Annotated in this window: 19 protein-coding genes and 3 tRNA genes; 8 read left to right on the top strand and 14 right to left on the bottom strand. The window is 64.9% G+C overall.

Annotated features, from left to right (window positions below; genetic code table 11):
• The first annotated feature begins 75 nt into the window (after positions 1 to 75).
• Positions 76 to 975: an alpha/beta hydrolase gene (locus ACF8ME_RS00915; RefSeq protein ID WP_392414929.1), complete on the top strand. Its 900-nt coding sequence runs from the start codon at positions 76 to 78 to the stop codon at positions 973 to 975.
• A 65-nt stretch (positions 976 to 1,040) separates the two neighbouring features.
• On the opposite strand, the gene fumC is transcribed toward ACF8ME_RS00915, so the two are convergent.
• A complete protein-coding gene (gene fumC, locus ACF8ME_RS00920; protein ID WP_016445164.1) occupies positions 1,041 to 2,432 on the bottom strand; it encodes a class II fumarate hydratase in 1,392 nt (463 codons plus the stop codon).
• Positions 2,433 to 2,745: 313 nt separating this feature from the next.
• Between fumC and ACF8ME_RS00925 the strand changes: the two genes are divergently transcribed.
• The 4 genes from ACF8ME_RS00925 (at position 2,746) to murI (ending at position 6,565) form a co-directional block, all read left to right on the top strand.
• The gene (locus ACF8ME_RS00925; protein ID WP_013803260.1) at positions 2,746 to 4,299 is read left to right on the top strand and encodes a fumarate hydratase; all 1,554 of its coding nucleotides are present in this window, start codon (positions 2,746 to 2,748) and stop codon (positions 4,297 to 4,299) included.
• Between the two features lie 100 nt (positions 4,300 to 4,399).
• The gene (locus ACF8ME_RS00930; protein ID WP_017407256.1) at positions 4,400 to 5,032 is read left to right on the top strand and encodes a class I SAM-dependent methyltransferase; all 633 of its coding nucleotides are present in this window, start codon (positions 4,400 to 4,402) and stop codon (positions 5,030 to 5,032) included.
• A complete protein-coding gene (locus tag ACF8ME_RS00935) occupies positions 5,029 to 5,616 on the top strand; it encodes a GNAT family N-acetyltransferase (RefSeq protein WP_392414931.1) in 588 nt (195 codons plus the stop codon). Before ACF8ME_RS00930 ends, ACF8ME_RS00935 begins: the two co-directional genes overlap by 4 nt.
• Before the next feature lie 58 nt (positions 5,617 to 5,674).
• A complete protein-coding gene (gene murI, locus ACF8ME_RS00940; RefSeq protein ID WP_160855539.1) occupies positions 5,675 to 6,565 on the top strand; it encodes a glutamate racemase in 891 nt (296 codons plus the stop codon).
• A gap of 1 nt (position 6,566) precedes the next feature.
• Here murI and ACF8ME_RS00945 read toward each other — a convergent pair whose 3' ends face one another.
• From ACF8ME_RS00945 to ACF8ME_RS00975, 7 genes are all read right to left on the bottom strand, one after another.
• The gene (locus tag ACF8ME_RS00945; protein ID WP_016445160.1) at positions 6,567 to 7,178 is read right to left on the bottom strand and encodes a M48 family metallopeptidase; all 612 of its coding nucleotides are present in this window, start codon (positions 7,176 to 7,178) and stop codon (positions 6,567 to 6,569) included.
• A gap of 32 nt (positions 7,179 to 7,210) precedes the next feature.
• Entirely contained in the window at positions 7,211 to 7,837 is a 627-nt protein-coding gene (locus ACF8ME_RS00950; protein ID WP_013803265.1) for a DUF6806 family protein, read from the bottom strand.
• Between the two features lie 329 nt (positions 7,838 to 8,166).
• Positions 8,167 to 8,257: transfer RNA gene (locus ACF8ME_RS00955), tRNA-Leu, on the bottom strand.
• Positions 8,258 to 8,355: 98 nt separating this feature from the next.
• Positions 8,356 to 8,431, bottom strand: a tRNA-Gly gene (locus ACF8ME_RS00960).
• A gap of 149 nt (positions 8,432 to 8,580) precedes the next feature.
• The gene (locus ACF8ME_RS00965) at positions 8,581 to 9,345 is read right to left on the bottom strand and encodes a M48 family metalloprotease (RefSeq protein WP_392414933.1); all 765 of its coding nucleotides are present in this window, start codon (positions 9,343 to 9,345) and stop codon (positions 8,581 to 8,583) included.
• A gap of 383 nt (positions 9,346 to 9,728) precedes the next feature.
• Positions 9,729 to 9,839, bottom strand: a tRNA-Ser gene (locus ACF8ME_RS00970).
• Positions 9,840 to 9,842: 3 nt separating this feature from the next.
• The gene (locus tag ACF8ME_RS00975) at positions 9,843 to 10,568 is read right to left on the bottom strand and encodes an SOS response-associated peptidase family protein (RefSeq protein ID WP_335582861.1); all 726 of its coding nucleotides are present in this window, start codon (positions 10,566 to 10,568) and stop codon (positions 9,843 to 9,845) included.
• A gap of 142 nt (positions 10,569 to 10,710) precedes the next feature.
• Between ACF8ME_RS00975 and ACF8ME_RS00980 the strand changes: the two genes are divergently transcribed.
• Genes ACF8ME_RS00980 through ACF8ME_RS00990 form a run of 3 tightly spaced genes read left to right on the top strand, consistent with a single transcriptional unit; the run spans position 10,711 to position 11,336 of the window.
• Positions 10,711 to 10,947 (top strand): hypothetical protein, encoded by a 237-nt coding sequence (locus tag ACF8ME_RS00980; protein ID WP_235434626.1) that lies wholly within the window; start codon positions 10,711 to 10,713, stop codon positions 10,945 to 10,947.
• Entirely contained in the window at positions 10,940 to 11,134 is a 195-nt protein-coding gene (locus tag ACF8ME_RS00985) for a hypothetical protein (protein ID WP_128422631.1), read from the top strand. Before ACF8ME_RS00980 ends, ACF8ME_RS00985 begins: the two co-directional genes overlap by 8 nt.
• Positions 11,127 to 11,336 carry a hypothetical protein gene (locus ACF8ME_RS00990; RefSeq protein WP_046238492.1) on the top strand — a complete coding sequence of 70 codons (210 nt, stop codon included), beginning with the start codon at positions 11,127 to 11,129 and terminating at the stop codon, positions 11,334 to 11,336. The genes ACF8ME_RS00985 and ACF8ME_RS00990 overlap by 8 nt, the downstream gene beginning before the upstream one ends.
• A 23-nt stretch (positions 11,337 to 11,359) precedes the next feature.
• On the opposite strand, the gene ACF8ME_RS00995 is transcribed toward ACF8ME_RS00990, so the two are convergent.
• The 6 genes from ACF8ME_RS00995 to ACF8ME_RS01020 form a co-directional block, all read right to left on the bottom strand.
• Positions 11,360 to 11,872, bottom strand: a complete 513-nt coding sequence (locus ACF8ME_RS00995; protein WP_128422632.1) for a hypothetical protein — start codon at positions 11,870 to 11,872, stop codon at positions 11,360 to 11,362.
• Positions 11,873 to 12,025: 153 nt separating this feature from the next.
• Positions 12,026 to 12,820, bottom strand: coding sequence for a DNA adenine methylase (locus ACF8ME_RS01000; RefSeq protein ID WP_046238494.1), 795 nt, complete (start codon positions 12,818 to 12,820; stop codon positions 12,026 to 12,028).
• Between the two features lie 137 nt (positions 12,821 to 12,957).
• A complete protein-coding gene (locus ACF8ME_RS01005; RefSeq protein ID WP_046238495.1) occupies positions 12,958 to 13,476 on the bottom strand; it encodes a hypothetical protein in 519 nt (172 codons plus the stop codon).
• A gap of 2 nt (positions 13,477 to 13,478) precedes the next feature.
• The gene (locus ACF8ME_RS01010) at positions 13,479 to 14,474 is read right to left on the bottom strand and encodes a hypothetical protein (RefSeq protein WP_052947231.1); all 996 of its coding nucleotides are present in this window, start codon (positions 14,472 to 14,474) and stop codon (positions 13,479 to 13,481) included.
• Between the two features lie 78 nt (positions 14,475 to 14,552).
• Complete coding sequence (locus ACF8ME_RS01015) at positions 14,553 to 14,783, bottom strand: hypothetical protein (protein WP_046238496.1); 231 nt, start codon at positions 14,781 to 14,783, stop codon at positions 14,553 to 14,555.
• Positions 14,780 to 16,533: hypothetical protein (locus tag ACF8ME_RS01020; RefSeq protein ID WP_392414936.1), on the bottom strand; the 1,754-nt coding region annotated here is incomplete at its 5' end. The genes ACF8ME_RS01015 and ACF8ME_RS01020, both read right to left, overlap by 4 nt.

A 16,533-nucleotide genomic window follows, 5' to 3' on the forward strand; every position in this document is an offset into this window, starting at 1 on the left:
CCCGAGGCGCACAGGCCCTCGATTACATTGGCGCAGCCGTGGCCAGCCGCCACGGCCCACAGGAGACAAAAAACCATGCGCCAACTTTCCTTTTCCATCGTTCTGCGCCAGGCCGCCACCGGCACGCTGGCAGCCGCCGCGCTGCTGGCCGGCACAGCCGCCCAGGCCGGCTCCATCGAGGCCGCCGAGTTCAAGAGCGCCACGCTGCAGCGCAGCTGGACCTACAACGTCTACCTGCCCACGGGCTACGACGCCCAGTCCAGGCTGCGCTACCCCGTCATGTACCTGCTGCACGGCAACGACGGCCAGCGCAACGACTGGCCCGTCAAGGGCAACCTGCTGCGCACGGTGGACCAGCTGATCCAGAACGGCGAGATCCCGCCCGCCATCATCGTCATGCCCGACGCGGGAACGACCTGGTACGTGGACCTCAAGGAGCCCATGGAGACGGCCTTCTTCCAGGACCTCGTCCCCCATGTCGAGAAGAAGTACCGCACCCTCACCAGCCGCGATGGCCGCGTCATCGGCGGCCTGTCCATGGGCGGCTACGGCGCGCTGCGCTACGTGCTCAAGTACCCGGAGAAATTCCAGGCCGCCGCCCTGCTGAGCCCCGCCATCTACAACCCCGAGCCGCCCGCCGATTCCTCGGCACGCTCGGTCAAGGTCTTTGCCGAACCCAATACCGGCGGCCAGTACAGCACCACGGTCTGGAAGAGCTACAACTACCCCGCGCTGTGGGACAGCTTTCTCGCCCGCAAGATCAGCGTGCCCATGTACATCAATTCGGGCGACGACGATGAATTCATGATCGAGTCCGACGCCGCCCAGCTCTACGCCCAGTTGCGCAGGAACAAGCAGCCTGCCGAGCTGCGCATCGTCAACGGCAAGCATGAATGGCCGGTCTGGGAAAGCACCATCGGCGACGCGCTCAAGTACGTGTTCCGCACCGTGCGCCGCCCGCAGGCGGACAACTGAGCCAGGCCATGAAGCAAAAAAAGGGGGAGCCGGCCGGCTCCCCTTTTTGATGGCATCAGCAGGTCCTACAGGTTGCCGACCATCTTGGCAGGGATCACCCAGGCGTCGAACTGCTCGCCGGTCAGGTGGCCGGAGGCCACGGCCGCTTCGCGCAGGCTGGAGCCTTCCTTGTGCGCCTTCTTGGCGATGTAGGCCGCCTTGTCGTAGCCGATGTGCGGGTTCAGCGCCGTCACCAGCATCAGCGAGCGCTGCACCAGCTCGGTGATGCGCTCGCGGTTGGGCTCGATGCCCACGGCGCAGTGGTCGTTGAAGCTCTTCATGCCATCGGCCAGCAGGCGCACGCTCTGCAGGAAGTTGTGCGAAACCATGGGGCGGAACACGTTCAGCTCGAAGTTGCCCGAGGCACCGCCGAAGTTGATGGCCACGTCGTTGCCGAAGACCTGGGCCGCCAGCATGGTCACCGCCTCGCTCTGCGTGGGGTTGACCTTGCCGGGCATGATGGACGAGCCGGGCTCGTTCTCGGGGATGGAGATCTCGCCCAGGCCGCTGCGCGGGCCGGAGGCCAGCCAGCGCACGTCGTTGGCGATCTTCATCATGCTGGCGGCCAGCGTCTTGAGCGCGCCGTGGGCGTGGACCAGGCCGTCGCACGAGGCCAGGGCCTCGAACTTGCTGGGCGCCGTCACGAACGGGTAGCCGGTGAGCTGGGACAGCTCGGCCGCCACGCCCTCGGCATAGCCCTTGGGCGCATTCAGGCCCGTGCCCACGGCCGTGCCGCCCAGCGCCAGCTCGTACAGGTGCGGCAGCGCGGCGCGCACATGCTTTTCGCCATGGGCCAGCTGGGCCACCCAGCCCGAGATTTCCTGGCCCAGCGTCAGCGGCGTGGCGTCCTGCAGATGGGTGCGGCCGATCTTGACGATGTCGGCATAGGCCTCGCTCTTGGCCTGCAGCGTATTGCGCAGCAGGGCAATGGCGGGCAGCAGCTTTTGCTCGATGGCCGTGACGGCAGCCACGTGCATGGCGGTCGGGAACACGTCGTTGCTCGACTGGCTCTTGTTCACGTCGTCATTGGGGTGGACCAGGCGCGACTCGCCTCGCTCGCCACCGAGGATTTCGCTGGCGCGGTTGGCCAGCACCTCGTTGACGTTCATGTTGGTCTGCGTGCCCGAGCCGGTCTGCCAGACCACCAGCGGGAACTCGTCCGGGTGCTTGCCGGCGATCACCTCGTCGGCGGCGGCCAGGATGGCCCGGGTCTTCTTCTCGTCCAGCAGGCCCAGCTTGTGGTTGACGGTGGCCGAGGCCTTCTTGACCTGGGCCAGCGCGTGGATGATCTCGCGCGGCTGCTGCTCGCCGCTGATGTCGAAGTTCTGCAGCGAACGCTGCGTCTGCGCGCCCCAAAGCTTGTCTGCGGGGACGGCTATGGGTCCGAAAGTGTCTTTTTCCTGGCGGGTCGCGGTCATTGGTGTGGACTCCTTGGTGAAAACAACGCGGCGCAGTTGGCTGGAGGCAGGTCGGCGGGCCGCGCAGGACGTGGCTCGGGGATATCTGGCTGGCAGGGCCGCAATGGCAAAAACCCGCTCATGGTAACTCCGCAAATGGGAACCTCTCGCATCCGTCCCCCACTGAGGTGTCGCCGAGGCGGGCTTGTCCAGGCAAACCCCTCGACTCTTGTACAAGACTGCGCCCATTGCGTGCACTTTTCCCCCTGCAGCGCCGATAATCGCCCCCGGGATTCCCCTCCCCTGTTCCCCCGATCAAAAAGACACCCCACCGATGACCACCACGATCCGCCAGCAGGACCTGATCGATTCGATCGCAGGCGCCCTGCAGTACATCAGCTACTACCACCCCGCCGACTACATCGCCCACCTGGCCCGCGCCTACGAGCGCGAGCAGAGCCCGGCGGCCAAGGACGCGATGGCCCAGATCCTGACCAACTCCAAGATGTCGGCCACCGGCCACCGCCCGATCTGCCAGGACACCGGCATCGTCAACGTGTTCCTGAAGGTGGGCATGGACGTGCGCTGGGAAGGCTTCACGGGCGGCCTGGAAGACGCCATCAACGAAGGCGTGCGCCGCGGCTACAACCACCCCGACAACACGCTGCGCGCCTCCGTCGTGGCCGATCCGCTGTTCGCGCGCAAGAACACCAAGGACAACACGCCTGCCGTCATCAACGTGCAGATCGTGCCCGGCGACAAGCTGGACGTGACCGTGGCGGCCAAGGGCGGCGGCTCGGAGAACAAGTCCAAGATGATCATGATGAACCCCAGCGACAACCTGGTGGACTGGGTTCTCAAGACCGTTCCGACCATGGGCGCGGGCTGGTGCCCGCCGGGCATGCTGGGCATCGGCATCGGCGGCACCGCCGAGAAGGCCGTGCTGCTGGCCAAGGAAAGCCTGATGGAAGACCTGGACATGTACGAGCTGCAGGCCAAGGCCGCGCGCGGCGAGAAGCTCGACCAGGTCGAGGAACTGCGCCTGGAGCTGTACGAGAAGGTCAACGCCCTGGGCATTGGCGCGCAAGGCCTGGGCGGCCTGGCCACCGTGCTGGACATCAAGATCAAGATGTACCCCACGCATGCGGCCTCCAAGCCCGTGGCCATGATCCCCAACTGCGCGGCCACGCGCCACGCGCACTTCGTGATGGACGGCTCCGGCGCGGTCTACATGGACGCCCCCTCGCTGGACCTGTGGCCCAAGATCGACTGGGAGCCAGACTACAACAAGTCGCGCCGCGTGGACCTCAACGCCCTGACCAAGGAAGAAGTGGCCAGCTGGAAGCCCGGCGACACACTGCTGCTCAACGGCAAGATGCTCACGGGCCGCGATGCCGCCCACAAGCGCATCCAGGACATGCTGGCCAAGGGCGAGAAGCTGCCCGTGGACTTCACCAACCGCGTGATCTACTACGTCGGCCCGGTGGACCCGGTCAAGGACGAAGCCGTGGGCCCCGCAGGCCCGACCACGGCCACCCGCATGGACAAGTTCACCGACATGATGCTGGAGCAGACCGGCCTGATCGCCATGATCGGCAAGGCCGAGCGCGGCCCGGTGGCCATCGAGTCCATCAAGAACCACAAGTCGGCCTACCTGATGGCCGTGGGCGGCGCCGCCTACCTGGTGTCCAAGGCCATCAAGAACGCCAAGGTCGTGGGCTTCGAGGACCTGGGCATGGAAGCCATCTACGAATTCGACGTGGTGGACATGCCCGTGACCGTGGCCGTGGATGCCGGCGGCACAAGCGCCCACATCACCGGCCCTGCCGAATGGCAAAAGCGCATCGCATCCGGCGAGTTCAAGACCATTGAGATTGCATCGGCCTGACGCCGGCACCAAGCGCAAAGAGGCCGCCTTCGGGCGGTCTTTTCATTGGCGCGGGCATTTGTGACAGACTGCCCGCTGCCTGCAACACTGCCCATTCAACATGACCATCGCGCTCGTCCTCATCGCCCTGCTGGCCGTGACCAGCCTGGCGTGGCGCCTGTCCTCCCGCCGCCATGTCCTGCCCTGCCCGTCCTGGCTGCGCTGGATGGTCGAGCTTGACAACCCCTTCGCGGCCAGCAACAAGGCCGCCTTCATCGTCGGGCAACTGCAGATCCAGCCGGGCATGAAGGTGCTGGATGCGGGCTGCGGCCCGGGCCGCGTCACCCTGCCGTTGGCACGTGCCGTCGGTGCGCAGGGACAGGTGCTGGCCGTGGACCTGCAGCCGGCCATGCTCGAACAGGTGGCGGCCAAGGCGCGCGCGCAGGGGCTGGAGAATGTGCGCACCCAGGCGGCGGCGCTGGGCCAGGGACAACTGGCAGCCGAGCAGCACGACCGCGCCGTGATGGCCGCCGTGCTGGGAGAGATCCCGGACCGCCAGGCCGCGCTGGCCGACGTGTTCCAGAGCCTGCGCCCCGGCGGCCTGCTGGCCGTGGCCGAGCTGGTCTTCGACCCGCATTTCCAGCGCCGCACCAGCGTGGAAAAGCTGGCAGGCAAGGCAGGCTTCATCCCCCACTCCTTCCACGGCCATGCGGCCGCCTATCTGTTGGTGCTGCAGCGCCCTCTCCAACCATGACCACCACACATTCTCCTGTAGCGACCCTGCGGACACCGCGCCTGATACTGCGCCAGTGGCAGGCCGGCGACCGGCAGCCCTTTGCCGCGCTGAATGCCGACCCACAGGTCATGGAGCACTTTCCGGCACTGCTCAGCAGTGAACAAAGCGATGCCATGGCAGACAGGATCCAGGCACTGATCGAGGAACGCGGCTGGGGCTTCTGGGCGGCAGAGCACCTTGCCAGTGGCGAGTTCATGGGCTTCATCGGGCTGCACACTCCCGCCGCGTCTTTGCCGTTCTCGCCCTGCGTGGAAATCGGCTGGCGGCTCGCCCGGCCTTTCTGGGGCCAGGGCCTGGCCAGCGAAGGCGCGCGGGCGGCGCTGGAGCACGGCTTCGGCGCGTTGCATCTGGAGTCCATCGTCTCGTTCACCGCGCTGTCCAACATGCGTTCGCAGGCCGTGATGCAGCGCCTGGGCATGGAGCGCGACGCCCATGACTTCGACCATCCGGAGGTGCCGGCAGGCCATGCGCTGCGCAGGCATTGCCTGTATCGCCTGACACATGCCCAATGGCTGCAGCGGCAAGCCATGGCCGCAGCATGAACGCGCCCGAGCGGGCATACTGGGCGCCGCCTCCAAAAGCCTTTATCCGCATCTCCACATGACCTCCCCGGCCTCTCCCATCGGCGTCTTCGACAGCGGCATCGGCGGCCTCAGCGTGCTGCAGGCGCTGCGCCATGAGCTGCCGCATGAGCGCTTCATCTACCTGGCCGACAGCGGCTATGCTCCGTATGGCGATGCACGCGGCGACGCCTTCGTGCAGCAGCGCACGCGCACCATTGCGCGCCACCTGTGCGAGCAGCACCAGATCAAGGTACTGGTGATCGCCTGCAATACGGCCACGGCCGCTGCCGTGGACATGCTGCGCGCTGAAATGCCCGAACTGCCCCTGATCGGTGTGGAGCCCGCCATCAAGCCCGCTTCGCTATCGAGCCAGACCGGCCACGTGGGCGTGATGGCCACGCGCGGCACGGTGAGCAGTGCGCGCTTTGCCCGGTTGGTGGCCGACCATGGCCAGCGCGTGCAATTCCATGTCCAGCCCTGCGACGGACTGGCCAAGGCCATCGAGGAAAGCACGGAGCAGCCCGTTCCCGCCGACCCCATGGCCACCGAGGTCGCGCGCCTGTGCGCCAGGTATGTGAATGCCCTGGGCAGCTTCGGACAGAAGACGGGTGAGATGGATTCCCTGGTGCTGGGCTGCACCCACTACATATTCGCCCGCGAGCAGTTGCGCACGCTGCTGGGGCCGGACATCCAGTTCATCGACACAGGTGCCCCGGTAGCCCGCCAGACGCGGCGCGTGCTGGACCGCCTGGGCACCCTGGCCAGCGAAACAGGACCCTTGCCCGCGGCGGAGGGCCAGGTCCGGTTGATGACCACGGGATCGCTGCAGGCCCTGCAGGCTGCGGCATCGCGCTGGCTGGATCTGCCCGCGCAATGCTGCTCGTCCGTTCAGGTCGGCGAATCCAGCGCCATCCCCACGGCCGCTTGAATCACGGCTGCGCCTGCCACAGGCGCCGGCCCGAGTGGTCCATCCAGCTCAGGTACAGCCGCAACTCGAACTCCAACTGGTGGTATTCGGGCTCCATGTGGGTGCACAGCTGGTAGAAGGCCTTGTCGTGATCGGGCTCGCGCAGGTGGGCCAGCTCGTGGACGACGATCATGCGCAAAAAAGCCTCGGGCGCTTGCTTGAACAGTGCACCGATGCGGATCTCATGCCGTGCATTGAGGCGACTTCCCTGCACCACGGCGCGGCGCGTGTGCAGGCCCAGGGCGTTGTGGACCACATGGATGCGGCCGTCGTAGGCCACTTTGTTCAGCGTGCCGGCATTGCGCAGGTGCCGGCCCTTGAGGGCATCCACGTAGTCATAGAGGCTCTTGTCCGTGCGCACGGCATGGGCCTCGGGATGCTTGCGCAGCAGCCAGGCCTCGGCCTTGTCATCGGCCAGCCAGCCACGCACCTGTGACTGCAGCGCGGCCGGGTAGGCGGACAGGTAGGGAAGCGGCAGCGCGCCACCGGCCACCTCGCGCCGCTGCTCGCGCTGGCGGCGCACGGTCTCGGTGACTGCTCCGGAATACTTCGGCGTGCTGGCCTGTGCCGCCATGGCTGTACGCTGCGCGGGGCAGCGCCTTGCGCTCAATGCAGGTGGCGGGGGCGGCGGTTGCCGCCGTGGCCCGAACCCGATCCACCCATGCCGCGCGGCGGCTTGCCGATCTCCAGCGAGCTGACCAGGGCGTCGAAGCGCTGGGAGAACAGCTTGTCGATCTCCTGCACCACGCCACCCAGCTCGGAGCCGTCGAAATGGCGCTCCATCAGGTTGACCACGTCCTGCACCAGCAGATCGCGCTGCACCTGCATGATGGCCGCGGGCGTCGGGCCCACGAAGAGCATGACGAAGTCGTCGCGCGACTCGGCCTCTTCGGACTCCTCTTCCTCGTCGAACTCGGTGTCGTAGAAGGTCACCTCGATGGCCGCGCCCTGCTCGGCCAGCTCGTTGATGCCCATGCACATGTCGTCCAGCGACTGGCGGAAATCCTCGTCACCACGCACGGTCCAGCACACCTGGAGCAGGCGCTCCTTGGTATCGAACTGGATGCCTGGCTCTTCCTCATAGACGCTGCCAGCGCCATCGGCCAGGGAGCGGGCACCCGCATACTTCCACAGCGGGCCCAGCGCTTCCTGCAACTGCTCGTAGGTCGTGTCGGGGCGCAGCAGCACTTGGCCGTGCACGTGGATTTCAAATGGAGCGTTGTAATTCGACATGTTCTCGTCTGGGATGAGTTTGGCCACACCTGTCACGCCGCACCATGTGCCACGATCAACGTCAACGGAACGCATGCAGGCATCGCCATCACTGTCTGCCCGAGCCGCGCCATCCAGGCAAGCAGCCCGGGGCCTGATGAATGGATTCTCGCACGTTATGCCAACGGGCAAGGTCTTGGCAACGCATGGACACCGTGCAGCGCAGCAAGCGGGCAGGCCCGTCGATGCACGTTGCGGCACGACGCCTGAATTTGCGGAACAGCAGGCGCCTTAGCTGCTTCAATCCGCTACCGTATAGATAGCAACAATGCCTAGTACGTATTGGGTTGTGGTGCCCCGAGCCGGGATCGAACCGGCACGCCCCTGTTCGGAAGCGGCGGATTTTAAGTCCGCAGTGTCTACCAATTTCACCATCGGGGCCCTGCACCGCAGCGTCACAGGTCAGCGCGAACTGCTCACGCCTGCAACTGCAGCACCAACGAAAAAGGGAAGCGTTACCGCTTCCCTTTTTTCTGAATTGGAGCGGGAAAACGGGTTCGAACCGTCGACCTCAACCTTGGCAAGGTTGCGCTCTACCAACTGAGCTATTCCCGCGTATCTATAAAGCTGCGCGCTTCACAGAGCAGACTTGAATTCTAGCGCAGATTTTTGGTGCTTCGGAAGAAGCCCGGAAAAAATCTGCACCAAGGCAGATCGCAGCCCGCCTTGCACCTTGCGGCGGCAGGCTGCTTCACCGTCGACGCCTACTTGCCATCGATGCGATCCTGCATGCGCTTGGCCCGCTGTTCGGACGGCGGATGGGAGCTCAGGATGGAGCTGCCGCCGCTGCCAGCGCTGAGCTTGGCCAGCTTCTGGAACGATGTGACCAGCCCCTGGCGGCTCATCTTCTTTTCCGTGAGCAGATCGAAGGAGTAGTCATCGGCCGCCGACTCCTGCGACTGCGAGAACTGGGCATTGATGAACTTCTCACCCAGATCTCCGGCCTGCGAGCGCGACAGCGAGGCCAGCGCCGAATTGCCGCTATTGGCTGCAATCGAGCGCGCAGCCGATGCCGCATAGGCCGTTTGCATGCGCTTCTTGCTATGGCCCAACGCCACATGCCCGATCTCATGGCCAATCACGCCACGCAATTCATCGTCGTTCATCAGATCCATCAGGCCGCTGTAGACGCGAATGCAGCCATTGGCCATGGCCCAGGCATTCACGTCCTGCGTCATATAGACCTTGTAGACGGCTTTTTTCCCATTGACGGCCTGCGGCATGCTGGCAATGACCTTGTTCAGCCGCACCGTGTACTTGCTCTTGGCATCGGCCACTTTGTTCTGCGCATCCATGGCCGCGCAGGAGTCGTTGGACAGCGTGACCACATCGTCATCCGTGAGCGTCATGGCCTTCATGGCCGTGGAGCCTGAATCCAGCAGCCCGCCCACATCAGCGGACTCCATGGTTTTACAACCCGCCAGCACCACGCCGCTGGCAACAATCGCCGTCAATAGCTTGATCTTCATAATCCCTCCCGATGAATGAAGCGCGCATCATATCCACGACCGGCCAATTGAATCCACCGCCAATGGCAAGCCATTTGCACTTTTTTGCAATTTTCCAATCAACTTCCAATAAGCACGCTCGCGGCGAGGATCCAGGCAGAACAATTGGAAACAAAATAATTCACCGAACTGGCAATGAATTACAGAATGGAATTCTCTTCATGTCACAGAAGAACAAGCCCTGAACCACTCGCAGAGTGCCGAAACTTTAGAGAGAGGGAGAGATGGAGCTTGACCGGGCACGGGGCCGGCTCGAACCAGACAGCAAGGACAAGCCATGATCCTGACGCAGAAAAAGAAAAAGGCCCCGAAGGGCCTTTTGAACTGTTTTCGCAATGAATTTTTGGAGGCGCGAACCAGAGTCGAACTGGTCTAACCGGATTTGCAATCCATTTTCATCATTTTATATCAACAACTTACAAGACAACCTCCCAAAATTAGGAAACAACCGCGTCTAGTCATCGCCTCAGCAGAGCCAGCTGGTCCGAAGGCAACAGATCCTCCTCCTCGGGCTTCTCTGCAGCAGAAGACAAGACACCTGGAGGAGGCAACTGGATTAGCGCGTCGGCTTGGTCTGGTGTCCCATGCAACCAGGCATCCCAGTCACTTGGCTCCAGCACCACGACCCCACGCTTTTCTTTGCCTGGCCGGTGCATCATCGAGAGAACTGGGTGGCCATCAGCCGGCTGCGTGATCATCGTGTAGTTCGGCACGACCTCGCCTGTCTCGGGGTCCGTCCACTCGCTGTACAGGCCGGCCAGGGCGGCCATTTGGCCGTCGGCGCGCCGGAACGACCACCAGACATTGCGTGAGCCGAGCCCCCAATACGGCTCCACCCACGACGTCACGGGGATGAGGCACCGCTGACCGGCGCGCCATGCCGGCGCAAACGTCCAGGACTTGGCCAACGTCTCGCGCCGCGCGTTGTTCGTGCTCATGGGCGTCCCGTCGCGGGTAGTCGGCCTGCGCGTGGGAGAGCTGCGCGGGATCATGCCCCACTGCCCCACCTCCAACTCGCCGCCGGGCTTGACGTACGGACCCAGGGCCAGCGGCGTAACGTGCGGCTTCCACCACCTGTTTGGCGCCTGGCGGCCGACACGAAAAGCACGCTCGATCTCGGTCTCCCGAGGAGTGTTGTATCGGTTGCAGATGATGACCTCCTGATGACCATCTGGGATGGTCAGGAGTACATGCTAACTTCCAACAACCTTAATTTAACTGTATATTCATACAGTCATGTGGTGCACTGTATATAGCCTCTACCTCAACGGCGCCCGCCTCACCCCCGAGCAAGCCCGAGCCACTGGCATGCGCGGATGGCTGACCATGTATTCCAAGATCCCTGTGATTGGGACGCCGCACTGTCGCGCCCACCTCCTCCCCGCACCCGATGCCCACATGCTCAATGAGTTGATACCGCCCCTTGACCATTGCGATCTGCAGCTCATCAAGGGCGGTGGCATACGACTCAATGGCCAAGACTACAACCATAGCTGGCAGCACATCCGCCAAGCCTGGTGGATCGTGCCCGATGGGCAACCCACAGGAGATATCGATGCCTGAGTTGATGACCCTGCTCCGCATGCCCGAATGGTTCGGCGTGCCTGAGATTGAGCCGCTGCCAGCGCCTCCTGACGCATACAAAATCGTGGAGGCCCAGCCTGGATGGTTCGAGGTGCGCGGACCCGGCGACGACCTGGTGTACAGCGGACTCGGCCCGGTGCAGGTGCTGCCCGCCCGCCATGGCTGACAGCCTAATCTGGGGTGGCCACCCTACTGAGCCGGGCTGGTATGCCGTGGTCGTGGACTATGGCCGCCTGCCCTTCCCTGCGGCCCGACTCTGGGACGGTGCACTCTGGGACAATGAGCGCGGCATCATGGCCTTTGACGGCCCGCACGACACGACCGAGGCCGCGCTGGACTGGGCTGTGGAGCGCTGTCCAGAGGACTGAAGGCGCGACTGCAGCCACGCACTCTACAAAGGCCAGTTTTTTCTCAGCCTTGCTAGCTCCCGCCCTAATGAGCGCAGCTCTTCATTGAACGCGTCAAGTTCCTCAAGAGTGTATTCAACACATTGCTGCGTCCCTGAGGGCAGACCAACGACATTGACAACCTTGCAATCGCGCGCTTCGATGCCCCATCGCCCATGCACCATCTGATTTCGCTTCGTCCGAGCAAAATCCACACGGCTGATCCAGCGCTCATAAGCCATGCGGCCATCTGAATGAGGGGGGAGCTTTTCTACCACATGCCTCGAAAGTGTTTGCAGCTTCAGGTGCACACTTTGAGCTTCGACAGACTTTGACAAGGCTTCAAGTTTCACCCCAGCATCAACCCACGCAAGGCATAGCCCCAAACACACGTCAATGTACGAGAACGCGAACAGCATCTGCCCGAGCAGCGACGCAGCTTCCGCCTGCATCGCCTCTTGACGCTCCCATAACTGTCCGGCCGTCTCCACTGGCCCAAACTTTGAATTGAGTGTCAATGATTCGTCTCCCTCGCAATCATGGCGTTGTCCGCTCTACCCTATTCCCCTACTGCGCGGCCTCCATCATCGCACGACCGACAACGTAGGCACGCTCGCAGGCGCCCCTGCCCCTTGCACCCTCAGCAATGCGCGCCAGCTCTCCCACCCAATTTAGAACAGCCCCACGGGCTCCGCAGAGCGATCCCAGCTGCTGTAGACCAGCTCGGTGCGCTGCACGCCACTACCGCCGCCAGCCACGATGTAGGTGATCGGCACGACCTCGACGTGCAGGCCGGCGAAGCACTCGCGGATCGCTGGGTGATCGTTGATGCTCAGCACTGCCTTGCCCTGCAGGTTGCGCATGCGGTCGGCCATCGCCTCGTATTCCGCCCAGGGGAAAGGCACGCCGTACCCCTCGGTTTCCCAATATGGAGGGTCCAAGTAAAACAGCGTGTGCGGCCGGTCGTAGCGCTTCATGCAGTCTTGCCAATCAAGGCGCTCGATGTAGGCGCCATGCAGCCGCATGTGGGCAGCGCTCAGGTCTTCCTCGAGGCGCAGCAGGTTGACTGTGGGCGCCGGAGCGGTGGTGGCCGTGCCCCAGGTCTGGCCCGAAACCTTGCCCCCGAAGGCCTGGTGCTGGAGGTAGTAAAAGCGGGCAGCGCGCTCGATATCGGTCAGGGTTTCCGGCCGCGTGATCTGCAGCCACTTGAAGACCTCGCGCGATGACAGCGCCCACTTGAACTGGCGCACGAACTCCTCGAGGTGCCGCTGCACGACCCGGTACAGGTTGACAAGCTCGCCGTTGATGTCGTTAACGACCTCGACCTCGGCCGGCGGGCGCAGGAAGTACAGGGCCGCGCCGCCCGCGAAGACCTCGACGTAGCACTTGTGTGCCGGGAACCGGGGCACGATGAAATCGGCCAGACGGCGCTTGCCGCCAAGCCAGGGAACGATGGGGTTTGCCATGGTGGGCTCCAGAGTTTTGATATATTGCCCCCGCCTGTACAGGTGGACGGGGCCTCGGCTGGGCTCACAGGCGCGTTCTGTGGGTTCGGCGGCTTGGTCGGTGTTACAGCACCGACCCGGTCGCCTCGTTCTTTTTTTCAGGGGGCCAGCAGGCCCCGGTCGACGTCGATCTGGGTGCGCAACAGCACTACCTCATCGTCTCGACGTGCAAGATCCGCTCGGAGTCCTGCAACCACTGCTGCCCCGCTTGCAACGTGCTGAGCGAGGGCGCCGTATCGATCTGCAAGATCGCGGCCGGCAGCGGCGTTGGCCTGGGCTTGCGCCCGGGCAGTGGCTGCGCTGCGTTCGGCGGCGAGGCGCAGCCGCTCAACACGGTCAAGATCAGCGCGCACAACAGCGTCGCGCGCAGGGCGAGCCTGGGTGAATGCATCGGATGCCTCTTGGGTTTTTGTTGCGTGGGTGGATTCGGACATGGAGAGCTTTCGCTCCAGGGCCAGGCCTGCGACAGCCTGCCCGGCCACTTGCTGGGCCTGGGCCGCGATCAGGCGCTGGTGGGCGAGCTGCTCGCCGTGCAGGCGCCAGGTCTGCAGGGCCAGCAGTGCGGCCAGCACCAGTGCGCCGGCCTGCCAGGCCTTGGACTTGATGGCTTCGAGCATGGCTACACCCCCAGCCACGGCAAGTACTTCAGTCGCCTAGACAGCAGCGGCACGGTGTTGCGCACGTGCTCCCGGTTGATGTCATAGGCGCTTTGGCCATAGCCCTGCCACTTCTCGCGGCTCTTGACGCTGTGCAGCTCGACGTGGCCGAACCACTGGTCGGCGTCGCAGCCTGCCCGCAACGTGCACAGCTGGCGGTCCTGCTGGAGGTGGCTCCAGCCGCCGTTGTAGGCTGCGTCGCAGAAGGCCACGCGCACCAGTGCATCGAGATCTGGCGACAGCGCCTGCAGGCGTGCATCGCAGCCGCGCAGCTTGATGATCGCCGCGCGCACGCTCAGCTCGGGCCGCTCGTAGACCGACTGCCAATCCAGATCCTCGAGGGCGGATGGGGCCATGCGCCGCACTTCATCCAGGCTGTCAAAGCGCAGGGCGCCGCTCTTGGTCCATGCGCGCGTGAGCTGGGCCAGGCCGCCACCCTCTTCCCGCGAGGTCTTGAGGCGCGCGGTCGAGGACCAGCACATGGAGTGCGTGAGCGATCGGCAGGACTCCTGCTCGAACAGTGCGCCCAGGTAGCTGCGGCGGGGGATCTTGGGCCAATGGGCGTTGATCTCGTCGACGATCATCGGCGCCATGGCCTCGGCCCTGGCCAGGCCGGCGGGCTGGCGCGCCTGCAGTTCGCCTGCCTGGGCAAACTGCGTCATCGATGCCCAGACGATGGCCACGACCATGGCGCCACGCAGCACGCACAGCGCAAGAAAGGCCAGCCCGGCACCGATGGGATGCTCAAGGGCCTTGATCCATGCATCGCGGCCGTGGGCATAGTCGGCCATGGCCTTGGACGCACTCAGCGCCACGGCCACGGCCACAGCGGTCCACGACAGCCACAGCAGTCGCACGACAGGCTCGCGCCAGCCGTTGGGACCGAGGGAGTTGATGACGATCACAGCCAGGGGCAAGGCCAGCACGGCCCACCACCGCCAACGCTTGAGGGGATTCACAGGGGACTCCATTTCTTCGGGACACAAAAAAGCCCGCCGGTGTTGCCACGCGGCGGGCGCTGAAAAGCGGATACGGATCTAGACGTCGATCCGGGTGTAGACGAGGTCCGGGGCCGGCCCCGTCACGGCGCCGCCGCGCACGAACACCGCCGTGCCTGCCTCGATCTCGAGGGGGTTGTTGACGATGGACGTGCCACCACCCGGGAATTCCACGCGGGCCGTGGCGCCCAGGCGCACCACCACGGTGGCATAGAGGACCGGGGCCTCGGGCTGCAGGTTCTGCAGGCGGCGGAAGAGGTTGATGGTCATGCGATGGACCTTTCCACGTCCAAGGTCTGGCGTACGGTGGGCGCGTCGACCGAGACCGTGATGCCGCGCACCAGTCCGCGCCATGTCTCGGCAGGCTCCTGAACTTCGATCAGATAGCCCGGCAGGATGAGGCCGGGGTTCGTGCCACCCGTCAGCAGCGGCACGGTGATGGGCTGCTGGTGCGTGATGACCGATGCGGCCAGCACCGACTGACCGCGCAACCGAGCCGCGACGGTGTCGGTGATCAGGGCATCGGTGACCTGGGGCGCCAGGCGGTCGCCGGCAGTGCCAGTACGCACGACGTGGCCCAGAGGCAGGCCCTGACCAGTGCCGGCCACATACACGGCGTTGTAGCGCGCAACGCGGGTTGCCTGCAGGCTGTCGCTGGTGATGATCTGGGCAGGCATGCGGACGTCCGCCACGGCATCGCTCCAGGCCCACGGCATGTGCGGGAAGCGGGGCGCGATCTGCAGCTGAGGCTCAAAGCGATGGCTGCGCACCACGCCGCCGGCGGCCTCGGCGATGCGCTGCGCGACTGATAAGGGCGTGCCGCCGTGGCTCCAGATATTGGCCGGCACCAGCCAGTCGTCGAGCTGCCAGTCGAGAGTTACGCCAGTCAGGTCCAGCGCCTCAAGGACCAGCTGTTGCGCGGTGCGCGGCATGGTGTTGGCCCAATCGGTAGACGCGAAGTAAGGCGCAGCCAGCAGCGAAGTGACGCTGCGCCCCGTGACCTGCACCGCATGTTCCGGGAACTTGCGCGTGCGTGCCGGGGGGTCCACCGCAAACACCCACTGGATGCCGTCGACCGTGACGCGGATCTGCTGGGGCACACCCTGCCGAGGCGCGAGCTGATCCAGCAGCGACAGCTTGCCCGAGGCGGACATGGTCCAGCCGTAGTCGTCGTCGTTGGTCGTGATACTGAGGCTCTGCAGCGGCACACGCTCAAGGCTCGGCAGCAGGACTGCATCGATGGTATGGACTGTCATGTAAACCCTCAACAATGGAATGACGTAGCGCGGCGGTTCGGGGTGCGGGCCGACCTTGCAGCACACAAAGACCAGCTGCGTGCTGCTGGTCCAGGGCTCCACAAACACCAGGTCCACCGACCCACCGACGACAGGCACATAGCACGGCGGCTCTATCGGCGGCTTCGGGCCGGGCGGCGTGACACCTGGGCGCGGGTGCCATGCCTCCTCGTACCGACCCAGCACCGCGATACGCACCGCCCTGCCGTCCTGCATGTCCGTGCGGACAGCAGCACCCAGGAGCACGCCCGTGCTGAAGGCCTGGGTGACTGCATGCCGGCGCCGCAGTGCCTCCTCGAACTGCTGCTGCGACACCATGCTGACGCGCTCGGCCTCCTGCCAGGCCTGGCGGGATGCAGCGCGCGTGCGCGTGGCCTCTTCGTAGGCCTGACGAAGCGTGCGGGCCACACGCTGGCCGTCCTGCCAGGCCGCCTGCGTGGCGTGCACCACGCGCTGGGCCTGCTGCCAGGTCTGCCACAGCAGGGTCGAGATGGGCACGCCGGCCTCGCCACGCTCCTGCACGGCGGCCAGCACGGGTGCGGCATGCTCATAGGTACTGCGCAGGACAGCCCGCGCCGCTGTCGCCTCCTGCCAGGCGCCGGGCACCTGCCCCACGGTGGGCCGGGCCACGTTGATGTCTATGCCGAAGGGCACTGTGCCGCGCAGACCCGTGATTCGGCCCTGCGCTGTAGCGGGCACCAGCGTGCGCACGACGGCCACACCAC

Origin of the sequence: Delftia sp. WSY_7 (genome assembly GCF_043104845.1) — a bacterium.
GTDB classification, from domain to species: Bacteria; Pseudomonadota; Gammaproteobacteria; order Burkholderiales; family Burkholderiaceae_C; genus Comamonas; species Comamonas tsuruhatensis.

Bases quoted from the DNA above. Each gene is read 5' to 3' on its own strand.
- ACF8ME_RS01000 (WP_046238494.1), bottom strand. From the start codon at position 12,820: ATGGCAAACCCCATCGTTCCCTGGCTTGGCGGCAAGCGCCGTCTGGCC.
- ACF8ME_RS00925 (WP_013803260.1), top strand. From the start codon at position 2,746: ATGACCACCACGATCCGCCAGCAGGACCTGATCGATTCGATCGCAGGC.
- ACF8ME_RS00965 (WP_392414933.1), bottom strand. From the start codon at position 9,345: ATGAAGATCAAGCTATTGACGGCGATTGTTGCCAGCGGCGTGGTGCTG.
- ACF8ME_RS01015 (WP_046238496.1), bottom strand. From the start codon at position 14,783: ATGACCATCAACCTCTTCCGCCGCCTGCAGAACCTGCAGCCCGAGGCC.
- ACF8ME_RS00915 (WP_392414929.1), top strand. From the start codon at position 76: ATGCGCCAACTTTCCTTTTCCATCGTTCTGCGCCAGGCCGCCACCGGC.
- ACF8ME_RS00985 (WP_128422631.1), top strand. From the start codon at position 10,940: ATGCCTGAGTTGATGACCCTGCTCCGCATGCCCGAATGGTTCGGCGTG.
- ACF8ME_RS00980 (WP_235434626.1), top strand. From the start codon at position 10,711: ATGTATTCCAAGATCCCTGTGATTGGGACGCCGCACTGTCGCGCCCAC.
- ACF8ME_RS00930 (WP_017407256.1), top strand. From the start codon at position 4,400: ATGACCATCGCGCTCGTCCTCATCGCCCTGCTGGCCGTGACCAGCCTG.
- murI (WP_160855539.1), top strand. From the start codon at position 5,675: ATGACCTCCCCGGCCTCTCCCATCGGCGTCTTCGACAGCGGCATCGGC.
- ACF8ME_RS00990 (WP_046238492.1), top strand. From the start codon at position 11,127: ATGGCTGACAGCCTAATCTGGGGTGGCCACCCTACTGAGCCGGGCTGG.
- ACF8ME_RS00945 (WP_016445160.1), bottom strand. From the start codon at position 7,178: ATGGCGGCACAGGCCAGCACGCCGAAGTATTCCGGAGCAGTCACCGAG.
- ACF8ME_RS00950 (WP_013803265.1), bottom strand. From the start codon at position 7,837: ATGTCGAATTACAACGCTCCATTTGAAATCCACGTGCACGGCCAAGTG.
- ACF8ME_RS00935 (WP_392414931.1), top strand. From the start codon at position 5,029: ATGACCACCACACATTCTCCTGTAGCGACCCTGCGGACACCGCGCCTG.
- ACF8ME_RS01005 (WP_046238495.1), bottom strand. From the start codon at position 13,476: ATGCTCGAAGCCATCAAGTCCAAGGCCTGGCAGGCCGGCGCACTGGTG.
- fumC (WP_016445164.1), bottom strand. From the start codon at position 2,432: ATGACCGCGACCCGCCAGGAAAAAGACACTTTCGGACCCATAGCCGTC.